Annotated in this window: 17 protein-coding genes; 10 read left to right on the forward strand and 7 right to left on the reverse strand. The window is 71.2% G+C overall.

Features of this window, described 5'->3' with window-relative positions; genetic code table 11:
- The first annotated feature begins 124 nt into the window (after positions 1-124).
- From ACWF94_RS10900 to era, 7 genes are all read left to right on the forward strand, one after another.
- Positions 125-1,207, forward strand: a complete 1,083-nt coding sequence (locus ACWF94_RS10900; protein WP_453486899.1) for a PhoH family protein — start codon at positions 125-127, stop codon at positions 1,205-1,207.
- A 13-nt stretch (positions 1,208-1,220) separates the two neighbouring features.
- Positions 1,221-1,718, forward strand: a complete 498-nt coding sequence (gene ybeY, locus ACWF94_RS10905; protein WP_453486901.1) for an rRNA maturation RNase YbeY — start codon at positions 1,221-1,223, stop codon at positions 1,716-1,718.
- Positions 1,715-3,013, forward strand: coding sequence for a hemolysin family protein (locus ACWF94_RS10910; RefSeq protein ID WP_453486904.1), 1,299 nt, complete (start codon positions 1,715-1,717; stop codon positions 3,011-3,013). Before ybeY ends, ACWF94_RS10910 begins: the two co-directional genes overlap by 4 nt.
- Before the next feature lie 70 nt (positions 3,014-3,083).
- On the forward strand, positions 3,084-3,437 hold the full coding sequence (locus tag ACWF94_RS10915; RefSeq protein WP_453486907.1) for an MmcQ/YjbR family DNA-binding protein: 354 nt from the start codon (positions 3,084-3,086) through the stop codon (positions 3,435-3,437).
- 193 nt (positions 3,438-3,630) lie between these two features.
- Positions 3,631-4,362 carry a hypothetical protein gene (locus ACWF94_RS10920; RefSeq protein ID WP_453486908.1) on the forward strand — a complete coding sequence of 244 codons (732 nt, stop codon included), beginning with the start codon at positions 3,631-3,633 and terminating at the stop codon, positions 4,360-4,362.
- A gap of 42 nt (positions 4,363-4,404) precedes the next feature.
- Positions 4,405-4,812, forward strand: a complete 408-nt coding sequence (locus ACWF94_RS10925) for a cytidine deaminase (RefSeq protein WP_453486911.1) — start codon at positions 4,405-4,407, stop codon at positions 4,810-4,812.
- Between the two features lie 196 nt (positions 4,813-5,008).
- Positions 5,009-5,962 (forward strand): GTPase Era, encoded by a 954-nt coding sequence (gene era / locus ACWF94_RS10930; RefSeq protein WP_453486913.1) that lies wholly within the window; start codon positions 5,009-5,011, stop codon positions 5,960-5,962.
- A gap of 36 nt (positions 5,963-5,998) precedes the next feature.
- On the opposite strand, the gene ACWF94_RS10935 is transcribed toward era, so the two are convergent.
- Both ACWF94_RS10935 and ACWF94_RS10940 read right to left on the reverse strand, forming a co-directional pair.
- A complete protein-coding gene (locus ACWF94_RS10935) occupies positions 5,999-6,265 on the reverse strand; it encodes a protealysin inhibitor emfourin (protein WP_453486915.1) in 267 nt (88 codons plus the stop codon).
- Between the two features lie 308 nt (positions 6,266-6,573).
- The gene (locus ACWF94_RS10940) at positions 6,574-7,776 is read right to left on the reverse strand and encodes a M4 family metallopeptidase (protein WP_453486917.1); all 1,203 of its coding nucleotides are present in this window, start codon (positions 7,774-7,776) and stop codon (positions 6,574-6,576) included.
- A 293-nt stretch (positions 7,777-8,069) separates the two neighbouring features.
- Here ACWF94_RS10940 and leuA point away from each other — a divergent pair, with 293 nt between their 5' ends.
- Both leuA and ACWF94_RS10950 read left to right on the forward strand, forming a co-directional pair.
- Entirely contained in the window at positions 8,070-9,833 is a 1,764-nt protein-coding gene (gene leuA / locus ACWF94_RS10945; RefSeq protein ID WP_453486918.1) for a 2-isopropylmalate synthase, read from the forward strand.
- A 202-nt stretch (positions 9,834-10,035) separates the two neighbouring features.
- On the forward strand, positions 10,036-10,731 hold the full coding sequence (locus ACWF94_RS10950; protein ID WP_453486920.1) for a TerB family tellurite resistance protein: 696 nt from the start codon (positions 10,036-10,038) through the stop codon (positions 10,729-10,731).
- A 193-nt stretch (positions 10,732-10,924) separates the two neighbouring features.
- Here the strand turns inward: ACWF94_RS10950 and ACWF94_RS10955 are convergent, their stop codons facing one another.
- The 5 genes from ACWF94_RS10955 to ACWF94_RS10975 all read right to left on the reverse strand — a co-directional run bounded on the left by ACWF94_RS10955 (position 10,925) and on the right by ACWF94_RS10975 (position 15,650).
- Positions 10,925-11,944, reverse strand: coding sequence for an ABC transporter permease subunit (locus ACWF94_RS10955; protein ID WP_453486923.1), 1,020 nt, complete (start codon positions 11,942-11,944; stop codon positions 10,925-10,927).
- Positions 11,941-12,900: an ABC transporter ATP-binding protein gene (locus ACWF94_RS10960; protein ID WP_453486925.1), complete on the reverse strand. Its 960-nt coding sequence runs from the start codon at positions 12,898-12,900 to the stop codon at positions 11,941-11,943. Before ACWF94_RS10960 ends, ACWF94_RS10955 begins: the two co-directional genes overlap by 4 nt.
- A gap of 216 nt (positions 12,901-13,116) precedes the next feature.
- Positions 13,117-13,785 carry a response regulator gene (locus ACWF94_RS10965; protein WP_453486928.1) on the reverse strand — a complete coding sequence of 223 codons (669 nt, stop codon included), beginning with the start codon at positions 13,783-13,785 and terminating at the stop codon, positions 13,117-13,119.
- Between the two features lie 37 nt (positions 13,786-13,822).
- On the reverse strand, positions 13,823-14,956 hold the full coding sequence (locus tag ACWF94_RS10970; RefSeq protein ID WP_453486931.1) for a sensor histidine kinase: 1,134 nt from the start codon (positions 14,954-14,956) through the stop codon (positions 13,823-13,825).
- Positions 14,957-15,128: 172 nt separating this feature from the next.
- Complete coding sequence (locus tag ACWF94_RS10975; RefSeq protein WP_453486934.1) at positions 15,129-15,650, reverse strand: metal transporter; 522 nt, start codon at positions 15,648-15,650, stop codon at positions 15,129-15,131.
- Between the two features lie 660 nt (positions 15,651-16,310).
- On the opposite strand from ACWF94_RS10975, the gene ACWF94_RS10980 reads away from it, so the two are divergent.
- Positions 16,311-18,110, forward strand: a 1,800-nt coding sequence (locus ACWF94_RS10980) for an MMPL family transporter (RefSeq protein WP_453486937.1), incomplete at its 3' end; no start/stop codon positions are given.

Consider the following 18,110-nt stretch of genomic DNA (forward strand, 5'->3'; position numbering starts at 1 on the left):
GCGCAAGTCCGCCCCGAAAAGCCCTCGGCTGTTGTCAGTGCGGCGTCGTACGCTGGTGTTCCAGAGGTTATCGAGCAGCGAGAGCCCTGCAGCGGGAGGTATGTGCAGGCCACAGAGCCGGCCCATGACTCAGACACCCACAGCCCAGACCCGGTCCCCGCGCCCCGAGGGCGCGACAGGCCCCTCCGCGCCGGGGCAGGCACGAGCCCAGTTCACCGTCCCCGCCAAACATCCGATGGTGACGGTCCTCGGCTCTGGTGACGCCCTGTTGCGCGTGATCGAGAAAGCCTTCCCGGCGGCCGACATCCATGTCCGGGGCAATGAGGTCAGCGCTGTCGGAGACGCGGCGGAAGTCGCGCTCGTCCAGCGTCTGTTCGACGAGATGATGCTCGTGCTCCGCACCGGGCAGCCGATGACGGAGGACGCGGTGGAACGCTCGATCGCCATGCTCCGGGCGAGTGAGAACGGCACGGGTGACGGCGGCGCCGAGACCCCCGCCGAGGTGCTCACCCAGAACATCCTGTCCAGCCGAGGCCGGACGATCCGCCCCAAGACCCTCAACCAGAAGCGGTACGTCGACGCGATCGACAAGCACACGATCGTCTTCGGCATCGGCCCCGCGGGCACCGGCAAGACCTATCTCGCCATGGCCAAGGCGGTCCAGGCCCTGCAGTCCAAGCAGGTCACCCGGATCATCCTGACCAGGCCCGCCGTCGAGGCGGGCGAGCGGCTCGGCTTTCTGCCCGGCACGCTCTACGAGAAGATCGACCCCTATCTGCGCCCGCTCTACGACGCGCTGCACGACATGCTCGACCCCGACTCCATCCCCCGGCTGATGGCCGCGGGCACCATCGAGGTCGCGCCCCTGGCGTATATGCGCGGGCGGACGCTGAATGACGCGTTCATCATCCTCGACGAGGCGCAGAACACCAGCGCCGAGCAGATGAAGATGTTCCTGACGCGGCTCGGCTTCGACTCGAAGATCGTCATCACCGGCGATGTCACCCAGGTCGACCTGCCGAACGGCACCAAGAGCGGTCTGCGCCAGGTCCAGGACATCCTGGACGGCGTCGAGGACGTGCACTTCTCGCGGCTCACTTCCCATGACGTCGTCCGGCACAAGCTCGTCGGCCGTATCGTCGACGCGTACGAGAAGTACGACGGCCTGGGCCATCAGCACGCGGGCCGAAGCGCGCACGGGAAGTAGCTCGAACCACACCATGTCGATCGACGTCAACAATGAATCCGGAACCGAGGTCGACGAGCAGGCTGTCCTCGACGTCGCGCGGTACGCGCTCGCCCGGATGCGTATCCACCCGCTCTCCGAGCTGTCGGTGATCGTCGTGGACGCCCAGGCCATGGAGCAGCTTCACATCCAGTGGATGGATCTGCCGGGCCCCACCGATGTCATGTCCTTCCCGATGGACGAGCTGCGCCCGCCCGTCAAGGACGACGAGGAGCCCCCGCAAGGGCTCCTCGGTGACATCGTGCTCTGTCCCGAGGTCGCCAAGGAGCAGGGTGAACAGGCTCCGACACAGCACTCCATGGACGAGGAGCTACAGCTCCTGACGGTCCATGGAGTGCTTCATCTGCTGGGGTACGACCACGAGGAGCCGGACGAGAAGGCCGAGATGTTCGGCCTCCAGGCGGCGATCGTCGACGGCTGGCGGGCGGAGAAGGGCCTCACCGGCCCCTCCCCGGCGCCGACCGTCTCATGAGCGGCCCCCTGGTCTTCGGCGCGGTCCTGCTGGTCGTGGTGGCCTGGCTGGCGGCGTGCGCCGAGGCGGGCATCGCCCGGGTCTCCGGATTCCGCGCGGCCGAGGCCGTCCGTTCCGGGCGGCGCGGCGCGGCGAAACTGACGCAGGTCACCGCCGACCCGACGCGCTATCTCAATGTCGCCCTGCTGGTGCGGGTGGCGTGCGAGATGGCGGCGGGCGTCCTGGTCACGTACGCCTGTCTCCAGGAGTTCGCCGAGACCTGGGAGGCGCTGACCGTCGCCATCGGCGTGATGGTCCTCGTCTCCTATGTGGCGGTCGGTGTCTCACCGCGCACCATCGGCCGCCAGCACCCGCTGAGCACGGCTACGGCGTCGGCGTACGTCCTGCTGCCGCTGGCCCGGATCATGGGCCCCGTCCCTCAGTTGCTGATCCTCATCGGCAACGCGCTCACCCCGGGGAAGGGGTTCCGCAAGGGCCCGTTCGCGAGCGAGGCCGAACTGCGGGCGATGGTGGACCTCGCCGAGCAGGAATCCCTCATCGAGGACGAGGAGCGCCGGATGGTGCACTCCGTCTTCGAGCTGGGCGACACCCTCGTACGGGAAGTGATGGCCCCGCGCACGGACCTGATCTCCATCGAGCGGTACAAGACCGTCCGGCAGGCCCTCACCCTGGCCCTGCGCTCCGGCTTCTCCCGTATCCCCGTCACCGGGGAGAACGAGGACGACGTCGTCGGCATCGTCTATCTCAAGGACCTGGCCCGCAAGACGCATGTCAACCGCGACGCGGAGAACGACCTCGTCTCGACGGCGATGCGGCCCGCCGTCTTCGTCCCCGACACCAAGAACGCCGGTGATCTGCTGCGCGAGATGCAGCAGAAGCGCAATCATGTCGCTGTCGTCATCGACGAGTACGGCGGCACGGCGGGCATCGTCACCATCGAGGACATCCTGGAGGAGATCGTCGGCGAGATCACCGACGAGTACGACCGTGAGCTGCCCCCGGTCGAGGAGCTGGGCCAGGGCCGTTTCCGGGTCACCGCCCGGCTGGACATCGGGGATCTGGGCGAGCTGTACGGCCTGGACGAGCTGGACGACGAGGATGTGGAGACCGTGGGCGGGCTGCTGGCGAAGGCGCTCGGCAGGGTCCCGATCGCGGGTGCGACCGCGCTGGTCGACCTGCCCGACGGGCGGAAGCTGCGGCTGACGGCGGAGTCCCCGGCCGGCCGCCGGAACAAGATCGTCACGGTGCTGGCGGAACCGGTGGGTGACAGCTCGGAAGGAGAGCACGCGGCATGAGGGCACGCGGAGGGAGTGCACGCGGCATGAGGGAACGCGGCATGAGGGCAGCGGAAGGAGCGCACGCGGCATGAGGGCAGCGGATCTGAAGGCGTTCTGCCTGGAGTTCAACGACGCGGTCGAGGAGTTCCCGTTCGGCCCCGAGACCTCAGTCTTCAAGGTGGCGGGGAAGGTGTTCGCGCTCAGCTCGCTGGACGGCGAGCCGCTGACGGTCAATCTGAAGTGCGATCCGGACCTCGCGGTCCAGCTCCGCGCCGATCACAGCGCGATCGTCCCGGGCTGGCACATGAACAAGCGTCACTGGAACACGGTGACCGTGGGTGACCTGCCGGACCGGATGGTCCGGGAGCTGATCGAGGACTCCTACGACCTGGTGGTCGCGGGTCTGCCGAAGGCCGTACGGCTGCGGCTCGACCGGCCTTGAGCCGCGCTGGGCCCCTGCCGTTCGAGCCCCCTTGAGCCCCTTGAGCCGCTTGAGTTGATTCTGCCTGCTATCACCGGGTATCGCCCGCCAGGTGGCTGAATAGGTGCGGTGCCCAGGTATGCTCTGGCGGTCCGATGGGGGAGGGGGGAAGCTCCCCATGAGCAAGTCATGTGCAAGGGGAGTCACCACTCATATGCGTACCCGTAGACGCCGCGGCGCCGCCGCCGTTCTCGCCGTCTCCGCGCTCTGTCTCACCGCCGCCGCCTGTGGTTCCGGCGACGACACGAGCGACAAGGGCGACAAGAAGGCCAACGAGCAGGCGAAGGACCAGGAGCAGGGTCAGGAGAAGGGCCAGGCCGAGCCGCTGACCGCAGCCCTGATGAAGGCCGGCACCCTGGAGGTCAAGGACCTGCCCGCCGGATACGAGGCGGGCAAGCCCGAGCCGGACGACGAGACCTACACCGCGGACAAGAAGGAGTGCGGGCCGATCGCCCAGCTCCTCGCGGACAAGATGCCCGGGGTCACGACGGGCACCAGCGTCGAGTTCCAGGGCGACGGCGGCAACAGCGCGGTCACCCAGCAGGTCCTCACCTTCCCCGGCAAGGGGGCCGAGGAGTTCGTCAAGAGCGTCGGCACGGCGCTGGAGAGCTGCACCGCCTTCGTCCACGGCGCCGACGCCGAGAAGATCGAGGTCAAGGTCGAGAAGCTCCAGGGCCCCGTGTTCGGCGAGGAGTCCCACTCCCTCCGGCTCAGCCTGAACATCGCCCAGCTCTCCATGAAGTTCGACGTCAACCTGATGGTGGCCCGGCAGGGGACCGGGGTGACCCGGTTCTCCTACGTCCCCGAGAACGCGTCCGGGCACAAGAACTTCGACGATCTCGCCAAGCGCGCGGGCGACAAGTTCGTCAAGGGCGTCCAGGGCTGACCCCCGGCCGGGGCGTCATGGTCCCGATCTATGCTCGGGACCATGACGCAGAGCACCGGCCCCGCAGACTCCGCACACCCCAAGGACCCCACAGCCCCCGCCGACACGGACGGCCTCGGGCCCGAGGACCGCAAGATCATCACCCTCGCCCGCAGCGCCCGCGCCCGCAACGCCGTGCCCGAGGGCGCTGCCGTACGCGACGAGAACGGCCGCACCTACGTCGCCGGGACCGTCGACCTCCCGTCCCTTCGGCTCAGCGCGCTCCGGACGGCGGTCGCGATGGCGGTCGCGAGCGGGGCCCGCTCGCTGGAGGCGGCGGCGGTGGTCTCCGGCGCCGAGTCGCTGACCGACGAGGACCGGGCGGCGGTACGGGATCTGGGCGGCCCGGAAACGCCGGTGCTCCTGGCGGGCCCGGACGGCCGGCTGCGTTCCTCGGGCACAGCCGGCTGAGCCTCCGCGTCGTACCGTCGTACGGCTCCCGCCAGTTGGTGCGTTTCGGCTCCGGTGACTTCCCGGCGACGGGCGAATCCCACCCCCGGTACGCGGGTGAACCGGTCCGGATACGTCGGTGAACCGGCCCGGCGGACCGTGCGGTCACTGGGGGTCCGGGGCTCCACGGCCAAAGGCGGTCCGGGGATCAGCGACAATGGGCGGCATGAGCGTTCGTACCCAGTCCACCGAGCCCGCCCCCCACCGGGCGGGCTTCGCCTGCTTCGTCGGCCGCCCCAACGCGGGCAAGTCCACTCTCACGAACGCTCTCGTCGGCCAGAAGGTGGCGATCACCTCCAATCGGCCGCAGACGACCCGGCACACCGTGCGCGGCATCGTGCACCGCCCGGAGGCGCAGCTGATCCTGGTCGACACCCCGGGTCTGCACAAGCCGCGCACCCTGCTCGGCGAGCGGCTGAACGATGTCGTCCGTACCACCTGGGCCGAGGTCGACGTCATCGGATTCTGTATCCCCGCGGACCAGAAGCTCGGCCCGGGCGACCGCTATATCGTCAAGGAACTGGCGGGGATCAGAAAGACCCCGAAGGTCGCGGTCGTCACCAAGACCGATCTCGTCGACTCCAAGGCGCTCGCCGAGCAGCTGATCGCCCTCGACCGGCTCTCCACCGAGCTGGGCTTCGAATGGGCGGAGATCGTCCCGGTCTCCGTCGTGGGCGACAAGCAGATCCAGCTGGTCGCCGATCTGCTGGTCCCGCTGCTGCCCGAGGGCCCGGCGCTCTACCCGGAGGGCGACCTCACGGACGAGCCCGAGCAGGTCATGGTCGCCGAGCTGATCCGCGAGGCCGCGCTGGAAGGCGTACGGGACGAGCTGCCGCACTCGATCGCGGTGGTGGTCGAGGAGATGCTGCCCCGCGAGGACCGCCCCGCCGACAAGCCGCTACTGGACATTCACGCCAATCTGTACATCGAGCGCCCCAGCCAGAAGGGCATCATCATCGGCCCCAAGGGCAAGCGCTTGAAAGAGGTCGGCACCAAGTCCCGCAAGCACATCGAGGCCCTGCTCGGGACGCCCGTGTACCTCGATCTGCATGTGAAGGTCGCGAAGGACTGGCAGCGGGACCCGAAGCAGCTCCGCAAGCTCGGCTTCTGAGCCGGGCGCGGTTCGTACGCCGCGCGGCGGCGGGGCTTACGAGCCCTCCCGCAGCACCCGCGAGATCAGCTCCCGCTGGGACTCGGTGAGCCGGGGGTCCGAGCAGTACACCGTGCGCCCGTCCACCGTGAGCTGGTAGCTGAACCCGTCCGGCACCCCGACCGGCGGGATTTCCCGGCCGTCCGCCACCGCCCGCCCGGCCAGCGCGTGCCATGTGTCCGCGTCGGCCAGCCCGGAGGTGTCCACCTCCGCGAACCGCTCGATCCCGGCGAATCCGCCCGTACGCCTTACCTGGATACGCATGGTTCCCGTTCTAGTACGGATCTCCCGGCCGCGAAACCGGAACGATCGGTCCCGGCGGCCGGGAGCGGCGATGCGACCGGAAACGGCCCGCCCCGGCCCGGTCCAGGGCGGTCCGGTCTGGGCCGCGCGCCCTGGGGCGAGGCGCACCGTACGTCCGCCCCGCCCTGCCGTACGCGGGCCCGGTCCGGTCCGGGACGCTCCGGTCCAGGGCGGTGGTCCGGTCCAGGGCGGTCCAGGGCGCTCCAGGGCGGTCCGGTCCGGGGCGGAGCCGCAGCGGACGCCGCGCCCCGCCCCGGGCCGGTGGTGCGTCACCCGGTCGCCACGCCCACCTGCGACCACGCTTTCTGGACCGCGCCCAGCTCCGCCCCGTCGCCGTAGCGCTCCCGGGCCGCCGCCACCGTCCGGGTGGCGAACTCCTCGAAGTTCGTGTCCTCGGCCAGCTGCCCGCCGGTCAGGGTGTCGAACCAGATCTGCCCGGCGCGCTCCCAGGCGTTCCCGCCGAGCTGGGTCGCCAGCAGATAGAAGGCGTGGTTGGGGATGCCGGAGTTGATGTGCACCCCGCCGTTGTCCCGGCCCGTACGGACGTAGTCGTCCATCGTCGCGGGCTGCGGGTCCTTGCCGAGTACGTCGTCGTCGTACGCGGTCCCCGGCGCCTTCATGGAGCGCAGCGCCACGCCCGTGACCCGGGGGGCCAGCAGCCCCGCGCCGATCAGCCAGTCGGCCTGGTCGGCGCTCTGGCCGAGGACGCGCTGCTTGACCCGTGAGCCGATGACGTCCGATACGGACTCGTTCAGCGCGCCGGGCTGGCCGAAGTAGCTCAGATTCGCCGTGTGCTGGGTGAGCCCGTGCGCCAGCTCGTGCGCGATGACGTCCACCGGGATGGAGAAGTCGAGGAAGATCTCGCCGTCACCGTCGCCGAACACCATCTGTTCGCCGTCCCAGAAGGCGTTCCCGTAATCCCTGTCGTAGTGGACGCTCGCGGTCAGCGGCAGCCCCTCGCCGTCGAGCGAGCTGCGGCCGTAGGAGGAGAGCAGCAGGTCGAAGGTCGCCCCGAGGCCCGCGTAGACCCGGTTGACGGTCGCGTCCTGGCCGGGTTCCTCGCCCTCGCCGCGGACCTTGCGGCCGGGCAGCGCGGTGCCGTGCTCGCAGTCGTGGATGGTGCGCTGCGGCTGGTCGGGTGCCGCGCCGGGGGCGGCGGCGGAGCGGCCGGACAGCACTCCGGCGACGGTGTTGAGCCGGCGGCGGGTTCGCTGGGCGGCGTCGGCCTCCAGGGTGCGGCGGGCGGGTGCGGCGATCACGGGATCGTCGGCGCGGGCCAGCTTGTCGAGGACATGCGGCGGAATGATCGTGCAGAACACCGGGTGGTAGGCCCGGTCGGTTCGGTCGGCACGGTCGGCGCCGAAGGCGGGCACGGTTCGGTCAGCACGGTCAGCACGGTCGGCACCGAAGGTCCCGAAGGCGGGCACGGCGCGGTCAGGGGACTCGGCGCGGTCAGCGGGGTTGTCAGCCATGCCCGGCAATGTGGCACCGGGTCACCGCCATGTCACTAGTTGCCAGCACGATTAATGAAATGGAGTGAAGGATCCGGATTGACTGAAACTGATCGGCGTCCCGCATACTGATACAGGACCACTGATGCCCGCAGGACTCGGTTACGCTTTCGCGCATCATGCGTTTCGGGCTGCTTCTTCTTAGCTGCCGCGGCGAGGGCCTGTAGTCGTAGGCCGACTCCCTCCCCGCGGGATCTGGTGCTGCTTCGAATCCGTCGGCCGTCCTTCAGCTGGACCCCGAGGAGCCCTGCGCAATGTCTGATCGTTCTTCCGTCGGTCGCCCCACGCCCATCACGACCGCGACCCACACCCAGCAGCCGTCCGGCATGCCGATCCACAGGTACGGCCGGTACGAAGCCGTCGAGATCCCCGACCGCACCTGGCCCGAGAAGCGGATCACCAAGGCCCCCCGCTGGCTGTCCACCGATCTGCGCGACGGCAACCAGGCCCTGATCGACCCCATGTCGCCCAGCCGCAAGCGCGAGATGTTCGAGCTGCTGGTGCGGATGGGATACAAGGAGATCGAGGTCGGTTTTCCGTCATCCGGGGAGACGGATTTCGCGTTCGTACGCTCCATCATCGAACAGGGCGCGATCCCCGAGGACGTGACGATCTCCGTCCTGACCCAGGCCCGTGAGGACCTGATCGAGCGGACCGTGGAGTCCCTGCGCGGTGCGCACCGGGCCACCGTCCATCTGTACAACGCGACCGCGCCGATGTTCCGCCGGGTCGTCTTCCGGGGCACCCGGGAGCAGGTCAGGCAGATCGCCGTGGACGGCACCCGGCTGGTGATGGAGTACGCCGAGAAGCTGCTGGGTCCCGAGACGGTCTTCGGCTACCAGTACAGCCCCGAGATCTTCACCGACACCGAGCTGGACTTCGCGCTGGAGGTCTGCGAGGGCGTCATGGACGTCTGGCAGCCCGAGGCCGGCCGGGAGATCATCCTCAATCTGCCCGCCACGGTGGAGCGCTCCACCCCCTCCACGCACGCGGACCGCTTCGAGTGGATGGGCCGCAATCTGTCCCGGCGTGAGCACATCTGTCTGTCCGTGCATCCGCACAACGACCGGGGCACCGCCGTCGCCGCCGCCGAGCTGGCCCTGATGGCGGGAGCCGACCGGATCGAGGGCTGTCTGTTCGGCCAGGGCGAGCGCACCGGCAATGTCGACCTGGTCACCCTGGGGATGAACCTGTTCTCGCAGGGCGTCGACCCGCAGATCGACTTCTCGGCGATCGACGAGATCCGCCGCACCAGCGAGTACTGCAACCAGATGGAGATCCACCCGCGCCACCCCTACGCGGGCGATCTGGTCTACACCGCCTTCTCCGGCTCCCACCAGGACGCCATCAAGAAGGGCTTCGACGCCATGGAGGCCGACGCGGCGAGCGCCGGGAAGTCCGTGGACGAGATCGACTGGGCCGTGCCGTATCTGCCTATCGACCCCAAGGACGTCGGACGCTCCTACGAGGCCGTCATCCGGGTCAACTCGCAGTCGGGCAAGGGCGGTATCGCCTACGTCCTGAAGAATGACCACAAGCTGGACCTGCCGCGCCGGATGCAGATCGAGTTCTCGAAGATCATCCAGATGAAAACGGACGGCGAGGGCGGGGAGATCACGCCCGGCGAGATCTGGTCGGTCTTCCAGGACGAGTATCTGCCCAACCCGGACAACGCGTGGGGCCGGATCCAGTTGCGTTCCGGCCAGACGACCACCGACACGGACGGTGTCGACACCCTGACCGTCGAGGCGGTCGTGGACGGCGCGGACACCGTACTGGCCGGCTCCGGGAACGGGCCGATCTCCGCCTTCTTCGCGGCGCTGAGCGCGGTGGGCGTGGACGCGCGGCTGCTGGACTACACCGAGCACACGATGAGCGAGGGCGCTTCCGCGCAGGCCGCGTCGTACATCGAGTGCGCGATCGACGGCAAGGTGCTCTGGGGGATCGGCATCGACGCCAACACCACCCGGGCCTCGCTGAAGGCGGTCGTCTCCGCCGTCAACCGCGCCGCCCGCTGAGCGGGTTCACTTTCCCGCCCGCGCCCCCGTGGTGTCCCTCATCGGACATTACGGGGGCGCGGGCGCATTCCGCTTCGCTGTTGGATGGCGTGGAATCGGCCATGAAACGGCGCACCTTCGCCGGGGAGCTGACGCCAGCACACCGCTGTGGTTAACATCACGTCAACGCGGGAATGTTGCCGGAGCGTTACGGAGGTGCGCAGTGCGCGCAGACCGGGGAGTATTTGGCCGAAAGCTGCTGGTCTGCGGCATTCACACTTCCTGGAACACGGTAGGGGACGGGGAGTTCTTCTGCCCGGACTGCGGAGGCGACCGGAATTACCGCCGTCGTACGGGCCGTCGCCGCTTCACCCTGCTCGGCATTCCGCTGGTCCCGCGCGGTTCCGCCGGCCCGGTCGTCGAATGCGCGGCCTGCCACGGGCACTTCGGCATGGACGCCCTCGACCACCCCACCACCGCCCGCTTCTCCGCGATGCTCCGGGACGCCGTCCACACCGTCGCCCTCGCCGTCCTCGCGTCCGGTGGCACCTCGTCCCGCTCCGTCCGGGAGACCGCCGTCGCCACGGTCCGCGCGGCCGGGCTCCACGACTGCACCGAGGACCAGCTCACCGGGCTGATCGAGGCCCTCGCCGCCGACACCGGCCGCTTCGTCACGGACGTCGGGCCGTACGGCGCCGCCCTCGCCATCGAGCTTCACGAGGCACTGGAGCCCCTGGCGCCCCATCTGGCACCCGCCGGACGGGAGTCGATCCTCCTCCAGGGCGCGCGGATCGCACTCGCCGACGGGCCGTACAGCGCCTCCGAGCGGGAAGTCCTGACCACGGTGGGCGTTGCGCTCCAGCTCCCGCCCGCCGACACCGTCCGGCTGCTGTCGACCGCCCGTACGCTGTCGCCCTGAGGCTCCGGGGACCCTGGTACGTCACGGTCCCCCTGGCGATCGTCGGCCGTCAGCGCCCGCAGCCGGGGCCCGCCGTCCGCGTCCGACCGTCCGCGTCCGACCGTCCGCGTCCGGCCGACCGCGTCCGCAGTCAGGGTCCGCGGTCAGGGCCCGCCGTCCCCGTACGCCGTAGGGGCCTGTCGCCCGGGGGAAATCACCCGCGCCTCACTCGCCGGAGTCCGAACACGGTGAGGATCCCGCTGAGTGCCAGATAGATCGCGGTCTCCAGCCCCTGGAACGCCCAGTAGCGGCTCCTGGGGTGGTACCTGACGTCGACATGGAGGTCGTGCCCGGCGAGGCACACCGCCGTGTCGCCGAAGGTGCCGTCCGCCCCGGTTCTGGGCGGGCTGTCGAGGCACTCGTTGAACTCGGCCCCGTCGAGGGCCCTGCCGTCCGCGGTACGCAGTGGGCTCGTCTCGGCGATCCACGCGTCGGGCGCGTCCGGAATCCGCACCCCGCCGATCACGGAACCACCGCCGAGGCTGCCCAGGTTCTGCGCCTGGTTGATGGCTTCGGCCGTCATCGGCAATGTGGTCCGGTCCGGCGGCATGAGGCTCGGCCGCACCACGTTGGGAAAGAAGAACTGGAAGGCGAGGAAGCCGACGAGCGTCACAGCCATCGCGGGCAGGGTCCGGCGCAGCAGGAGCCCGACGACGGTGCCGAAGGCGAAGGCCAGCGCGGCGTAGCCGATCGGCGCGATGTCGCGTGCCCCGAACACGAAGGTGCTGAAATCCTCCTTGACCACCTCGTCGAAGGGGCGGGCCGCCCAGGTGAGCAGGGCAGCCGCCGCGCCGGTCACGATCAACGCGGCCGAGCCGGCGAGCAGCATCCTGCCGAGGAGCCAGCGCGGGCGGGTGACGCTCTGGTTCCACACCAGCCGGTGCGTGTTGGTCTCCAGTTCCCGCGCGATCAGGGGAGCGCCCCAGAAGGTGCCGATGAGAGCGGGGATCAGGGCGAGCCCGGTCGCCAGGAACAGCAGGGTGTTCTGGTACGCGCTGCGGAACTGGCTCCTTTCCCGGGCGCAGTCGGCCGGGCCCGCGCACTCGGCCCGGTACACGTCGTAGGCGTCGCGGATGTCCATGCCGAGGTGCGCCAGATACGCGGCGACGACGGCCAGCGCGCAGGCGGCGAACAGTGCCTGGACGCGGAACTGGCGCCAGCTGAGCCACATCATCGCCGGGCCCCCCGGGTCGCGGCCCCGGTCAGGGCGCCGGGTGCGGCGGCTGCCCGGGTCATATAGGCGAGGACGAGTTCTTCGAGCGTGACGGGCTCGGCCCGGTAGGGCAGGGCGGCCTGCGGGGCGGTGGGCGAGGTGCCGGGAGGAGCGCCGGGCGGGGTGCCGGTGCGTACGACCGCTCTGCTGTGGTCGCCGCTGTGCTCGATCGAGATCACCTCGACCCCGGCGGGCGGCCGGTCGAACCCGCCGCGCGGCGCGAGCAGCCGGGCGTGCCCGGCCAGCAGGTCCCGGGTGTCCCCGGCGACCTGTACCCGCGAGTCGCACAGCACGATGAGGTGGTCGCAGACCTGCTCGACGTCGCCGAGGAGGTGTGAGGAGAGTACGGCGCTGGCGCCCAGCTCCAGGACGAACTCCATCAGGTTGTGCAGGAATCCCTTGCGCGCCAGGGGGTCCAGGGCCGCCGCGGGCTCGTCGAAGATCAGCAGCTCGGGCCGTTTGGCCGCCGCGATCGTCAGCGCCAGCTGGGCCCGCTGGCCGCCCGAGAGCTGCCCCGCCTTCTGCGCGGGGTTCAGCCCCACCTGGCTGATGCGCCGCTCGGCCAGGACCGGGTCCCAGCCCGGGTTCATCCTCGCGCCGAGCTTCATGTGCTCGGCCACCGTGAACGAGCCGTACACCGGTGTGTTCTGCGCGACGAACCCCACCCGGGCCAGATGCGAGGCGTTGGCCGCCGGACGCGACCCCAGCACGGTCAGTGAGCCGGACGTCGGCCCGGTCAGCCCGCAGGCGAGGTGCAGCAAGGTCGACTTGCCCGCCCCGTTCGGGCCGACCAGGCCGATGACCCGGCCGGCGGGGACGGTGAGGTTCACGCCGCTCAGGGCCGGTCGGCCGCGGCGGCTGTATGTCTTCGTCAAGCCCTCGGCGTGGAGTGCGGGAGGGGAATCTGCGTGTGGCATGCCCTCATCCTGGAATTCCACGCCCTCGACGGCACCGGTCCACAGTACGGTTCCCGTCGCCGGCGGCCGTACTTTCGGCCGGGTCGGATGCGTCGGCCCTGCCGATGGGCGAAGCCCGCGCGGACAGGCCCGCGCGGACAGGCCCGCGCGGACAGGCCCGCGCGGACAGGCCCGCGCGGAGCCGCCGCCGGTGAGGCCGGTGAGGTATGAACGGGCCTAGTCGGAGGTGCTCTCCACGATGCGGTTCTCCCACGCCCAGACCGCGATCTCGGTCCGGTTGCGCACCCCGAGTCTGGTCTGGATCCCGGACAGATGGCTCTTGACCGTGCTGAGAGAGATGAACAACTCGGCGGCGATCTCCTGGTTGGTCCGGCCGCGCGCGACAGCCCGTACGACCTCCAGCGCGCGTTCGGACAGCTGTGGCGACTGCCCGGCACGGTCGCGGCGCACCGCCGCCGTCCCGTTCAAGTGTTTCAGCAGCCGCAGCGTGACCGACGGCGAGACCAGCGCGTCGCCGTTGTGGGCGGCGCGGACCGCCTCGATGAGCAGGGCGGGCCCGGCGTCCTTGAGAACGAACCCCGCCGCGCCGCCGCGCAGTGCCCCGTACACGTACTCATCGAGGTCGAACGTGGTGACCACGACGACCCGCAGGGGATCGGGCACCCCCCGGCCCGCCAGCGCGCGGGTGACCTCGATGCCGTCGAGCTTGGGCATCCTGATGTCCACCAGGCACACGTCCGGCCGTAGCCGCCTGGCCAGCTCGATCGCCTCGGCGCCGTCCCCGGCCTCTCCGATGACCGTGAGGTCGGGCTGATCCTCCAGGATCAGCCGCAGGCCGCGGCGGATCATCGACTGGTCGTCGGCGAGCAGGACCTTGATGGTCATCCGGGCTCCCTGGCGGGGACGGGCAGGACCTTGATGGTCATCCGGGCTCCCTCGCGGGGACGGGCAGGGTCGCCCGCACCGACCAGCCGGCGCCGGGCCGGGGACCGGCGGACAGTGAGCCGCCGAGCGTTTCGACACGTTCGCGCATACCGATCAGACCGTAGCCGCCGCGTTGATGGGGCCGTGCGGAGTCCGGAACGGCGTCGTCCGTGACCTCGACGGTGACGACCCCGGCGTCGCGGCCCACGGTGACCTCGACGGAGCGGGCGTGCCGCGCGTGCCGCAGGACGTTCGTCAGCGCTTCCTGGACGACGCGGTACACGGTGCTGGTCACCTCCGGCGGCCACCCGGTGTCGTCTTCGGGCGCGTGCAGGCGCACCTCCGGGCCCTCGCGGCCGAAGCGCTCCACCAGCGTGCTCAGCCCCTCCGGACCGGGCGCGGGCGGTGCCGCGTCGTCGGTGTCGCGCAACAGCCCGACGACGCGGCGCATCGCGGCCATGGCCTCGGACCCGGCGGTCTCGATCTCGGTCAGCGAGTCCGACACGTTCTCCGGGTCCCGCCGCGCCACGACCTGGGCGGCCTGCGCCTGGATCAGCATCCCCGTGATGTGGTGGGCCACGATGTCGTGCAGTTCCCGGGCCAGCTCCAGCCGTTCGGCCTGGCGCACCCGCTGTGCGGTGGCCCGCGCCCGGTCGTCGAGCCTGCGCAGCGACAGGCCCACCCCGAGGGCGGCCAGCCAGGCCGCCGCGGCGATGGCGGTGACGGCGGTCGCCGGCCGGGCGGCGAACTGGGCGGCGACCAGCAGCAGCCCGGCACCCGCGATGGATCCGGCACGTACCGCCGGCAGCTCCCGGACGGCCGATCCGATCAGCACCGCCAGGCCCAGGGCCATGGAGGGTCCGAGTCCGGCGGGCAGCCGGACGCCGGGAAGCAGCGGGACGAGGACCGCCAGCGCCGCCACGGCGAGGCCCGCGACCGCTGTCCAGATCCGCCCCCGGCGGCGCGTCAGCGCGAGACCGCACACCGCCACGGAGGCGGCGGCGCCCGGAATCCAGGACGCGGCTCCCCAGGTCTGCGCGAGGGCGGCGGCCTGGACGGTGATCGCCGCGAGGAACGTGAGGCCGAGCCCGACGGTGGAGACGACCCCGCCCCATGGGTTCGGAACGGTCACGTCGATCAGGTTACGGAATCCGTGCCGGTGGCCCGCGCGCGGCGGCGGGGGCGCGGGCGGGGCGCCGGGCGGCTCACCGGCACCGGCACCGGCACCGGCACCGGCACCGGCACTGGCACCGGCACCGGCAGCGGGCCGGGCGTGGCCCATCGCGTTCGGGTCCCCGGCCACGCTACGACCGCGGCGGGTCGACCCAGGACCCCTGCGGTGCCGTGCCGGTGGTCCGCGCCCTGCTGTCGAGCCCGCGCAGCGCCGGCCCCGTCAGCAGGGCGGCGATCATCGCCGTCGTGGCCAGGCCCGTCACGCCGTTCAGCCCGCCGGACCCGATGACCGCGGTCACCACGACACCGCCCACCGCGATCCCGGCGGCCGGTCCCGGCGGCAGCGTCCTGATCGCGGAGCCGACGAGCACCGACAGGGCGAACGCCGTGATGGGCGCGGGCTCCTGCGGCAGATCCTCCCCGGCGATCCGGGACACGGTGACGGCGGCGGCCGTCACGGCCAGGCCCGCGACCGTGGTCAGCACCTTGTGCCGCTCGCGCATCAGCGCGATACCGCTCACGGCGATCGAGACCACGGAGCCGAACACCCAGGAGGCGCCGCCCCAACTGTTCATGAGCATGTACGCCGTGAAGGCGATCCCCAGGGCGAACACGACGCCCAGCCCGATGCCGGGCATCCTTCCCCCGGGCATCCGTCCGGCGGACATCCTTCCAGGTGGCCCTGTCGGCCGCTCGGCTGAGTTCATGCCGCTCACGCTAGAAAGCCTCGGGCCCATCGCGTACCGGCCGAAAGTACGGAAGAGCGCTGCTGGAACCGTGCTTTGAGCCGGTTCCGGCAGCGCCGGGCTCACTTCTCCCGCGCTCGCGGTTCGCCCGGGGGCCGTGCCCCGGTGGGGCGGCCCACCCTTCGGGCGTGTCCTCAAGCTCCGCCTGGGCTCCCCCAGGGCTCCCCCAGGGCTCCGCCTGGGACGGACCCCCAGGACGGGCTGGATTGTTCGGCCCGGTCCGTGGGGCGCGGGCGCGGGGGTGGTGGGCCCGCCTGCTCGGGCCGGTTGCTCGGGCCGGTTCGAGGGGCCCCGGGGGCCCCGGGGGTCCCGGGGTCCGGGGGTCCGGGGGTCCGGGGTCCCGGGGGTCCGGGGGGTCTGGGCGTCCGGGGTCCCGGGGGTCCGGGGGGTCTGGGCGTCCGGATGCCCCCACCGTCGTAGCGGCCGTACTCCCCGGGGAGTAACCGCCACCCCCGGTCACCCCGTGCGGTACGCCCCATCTCGCCCCCGCGCCCGACGAACCCGGCCGCCCCGCACGGGAATCTGGTGACGGCAAGCCCGGTCACCCGTGATGAAGGGGAGCAACCCATGGGTTCCGTACCGTCCACCGCAGAACAGCCCACGCAGGCAGCCGCCAGGAGACGACGGCGGGCCGTGCCCTGGGCCATCGTTCTGCTGTGGATCGCCGTCGTCGCCGTCGCCGCGCCCTTCGCGGGCAAACTCGGCGACGCCCAGCGCGACAACATCGTGGACTACCTCCCCGAGAGCGCCGACTCCACCCAGGCGACCCGGATACAGCAGGAGCTGCCGGGCGGCGAGGCCACCGAGATCGTCATCGTCTACCACCGCGACGGCGGCCTGACCGCCGCCGACCGCGCCACCGCCGACCGGCAGAGCGCCGAGATCGCCGCCGGACACCGCCTGACCTCCCGCCCCGTGGCCATCCCGTCGAAGGACGGCTCCACCCTCATGGTCCCGGTCGCCAGCACCGAGCCCGGTGAGGACTCCGCCGACCGCGCCGCCTTCGTCGAGGACGTACGGAAGATCACTACCGGCGGCGGCGGACTCAGCGTCGAGGTCGGCGGGCCCGGCGGCGTACAGGCCGATATGACCGAGGTCTTCGAGTCCATCGACGGCACCCTGACCGTCGCCACCGTCATCGTCGTCGCCGTCCTGCTGATCCTCACCTACCGCAGCCCGTTCCTGTGGCTGGTGCCCCTGATCAGCGTCGGCGTCGCCGCGCTCACCACCCGGGCCGTCATCTACGGCCTCGTCCAGGGCTTCGACCTCACCGTCACCGGTCAGAGCGCCGGCGTCATGACCGTCCTCGTCTTCGGCGCGGGCACCGACTACGCCCTGCTGCTCGTCGCCCGCTACCGCGAGGAACTGCGCCGCACCCGCGAGCCGTACGACGCGATGCTCAACGCCATCCGCGGCTGCGGTCCCGCCATCCTCGCCTCCTCCGGCACCGTCGCCGCCGGACTGCTGTGCCTGCTCGCCGCCGACCTCAACAGCGCCAGCGGAATGGGCCCGGTCGGCGCGGTCGGCGTCGTCGGCGCGCTCGCCGCGATGATGACCCTGCTGCCCGCGCTCCTGGTGCTGCTGGGCCGCCGCGTCTTCTGGCCGCTGATCCCCGGGTACGGCACCGAGGCCAAGCAGCGCCGCTCGGTCTTCGCCCGGATGGGCAGCTCGGCCGGCCGCCGCCCGGTCACCGTCCTGCTCACCGGCGCGGTCCTCCTCGGCGCCCTCGCCCTCGGCGCGTTCAACCTCCCCGGCACGCTCAAGCAGGAGGACAGCTTCACCGACCGCCCCGAGTCGGTGTCGGCGATGCGGACGCTCGCCGAGGAGTACCCGGGCCGCAGCAGCCAGCCCATCAGCGTCCTCACCCCCGCCGACCGCGCGGAGGAGACGCTCACCGAGGCCCGCGCCACCGATGGCGTCGCGGGTGCCGAACCGGGCCGCAGCGCCGACGGCTGGACCGAGATCTCCGTCACCGCCGAGGCCGCCCCGGAGACCTCCGGCGAGACCGCGACGATCGAAGCCCTCCGTGCCGGGCTCGACGGCAGCTATGTCGGCGGCGTCAGCGCCCAGCAGATCGACCTCGACGAGACCAACTCCCGCGATCGCAAGGTCGTCATCCCGCTGGTGCTCGTGGCCGTCCTGCTGATCCTCGTCGCCCTGCTGCGCAGCGTCGTCGCCGCGGTGATCCTCGTCGCGGCGGTGGTCGCGGTGTGGGGCGCGGCGATGGGCCTCGGCGGACTCTTCTTCGGCCCGGTCTTCGGGTTCGAGGGCGTCGACCCGTCGATGCCGCTGCTCGCCTTCGTCTTCCTCGTCGCCCTCGGTGTCGACTACGGAATCTTCCTCATGCACCGGATGCGGGAGGAGGCC

The sequence above is a fragment of the Streptomyces sp. NPDC055078 genome (assembly GCF_053607985.1).

Excerpts from the sequence above, each read along its gene's own strand:
- ACWF94_RS10900 (WP_453486899.1), top strand. The coding sequence starts at position 125 with ATGACTCAGACACCCACAGCCCAGACCCGGTCCCCGCGCCCCGAGGGC.
- ybeY (WP_453486901.1), top strand. The coding sequence starts at position 1,221 with ATGTCGATCGACGTCAACAATGAATCCGGAACCGAGGTCGACGAGCAG.
- ACWF94_RS10910 (WP_453486904.1), top strand. The coding sequence starts at position 1,715 with ATGAGCGGCCCCCTGGTCTTCGGCGCGGTCCTGCTGGTCGTGGTGGCC.
- ACWF94_RS10915 (WP_453486907.1), top strand. The coding sequence starts at position 3,084 with ATGAGGGCAGCGGATCTGAAGGCGTTCTGCCTGGAGTTCAACGACGCG.
- ACWF94_RS10920 (WP_453486908.1), top strand. The coding sequence starts at position 3,631 with ATGCGTACCCGTAGACGCCGCGGCGCCGCCGCCGTTCTCGCCGTCTCC.
- ACWF94_RS10925 (WP_453486911.1), top strand. The coding sequence starts at position 4,405 with ATGACGCAGAGCACCGGCCCCGCAGACTCCGCACACCCCAAGGACCCC.
- era (WP_453486913.1), top strand. The coding sequence starts at position 5,009 with ATGGGCGGCATGAGCGTTCGTACCCAGTCCACCGAGCCCGCCCCCCAC.
- ACWF94_RS10935 (WP_453486915.1), bottom strand. The coding sequence starts at position 6,265 with ATGCGTATCCAGGTAAGGCGTACGGGCGGATTCGCCGGGATCGAGCGG.
- ACWF94_RS10940 (WP_453486917.1), bottom strand. The coding sequence starts at position 7,776 with ATGGCTGACAACCCCGCTGACCGCGCCGAGTCCCCTGACCGCGCCGTG.
- leuA (WP_453486918.1), top strand. The coding sequence starts at position 8,070 with ATGTCTGATCGTTCTTCCGTCGGTCGCCCCACGCCCATCACGACCGCG.
- ACWF94_RS10955 (WP_453486923.1), bottom strand. The coding sequence starts at position 11,944 with ATGATGTGGCTCAGCTGGCGCCAGTTCCGCGTCCAGGCACTGTTCGCC.
- ACWF94_RS10960 (WP_453486925.1), bottom strand. The coding sequence starts at position 12,900 with ATGCCACACGCAGATTCCCCTCCCGCACTCCACGCCGAGGGCTTGACG.
- ACWF94_RS10965 (WP_453486928.1), bottom strand. The coding sequence starts at position 13,785 with ATGACCATCAAGGTCCTGCTCGCCGACGACCAGTCGATGATCCGCCGC.
- ACWF94_RS10975 (WP_453486934.1), bottom strand. The coding sequence starts at position 15,650 with ATGCCCGGGGGAAGGATGCCCGGCATCGGGCTGGGCGTCGTGTTCGCC.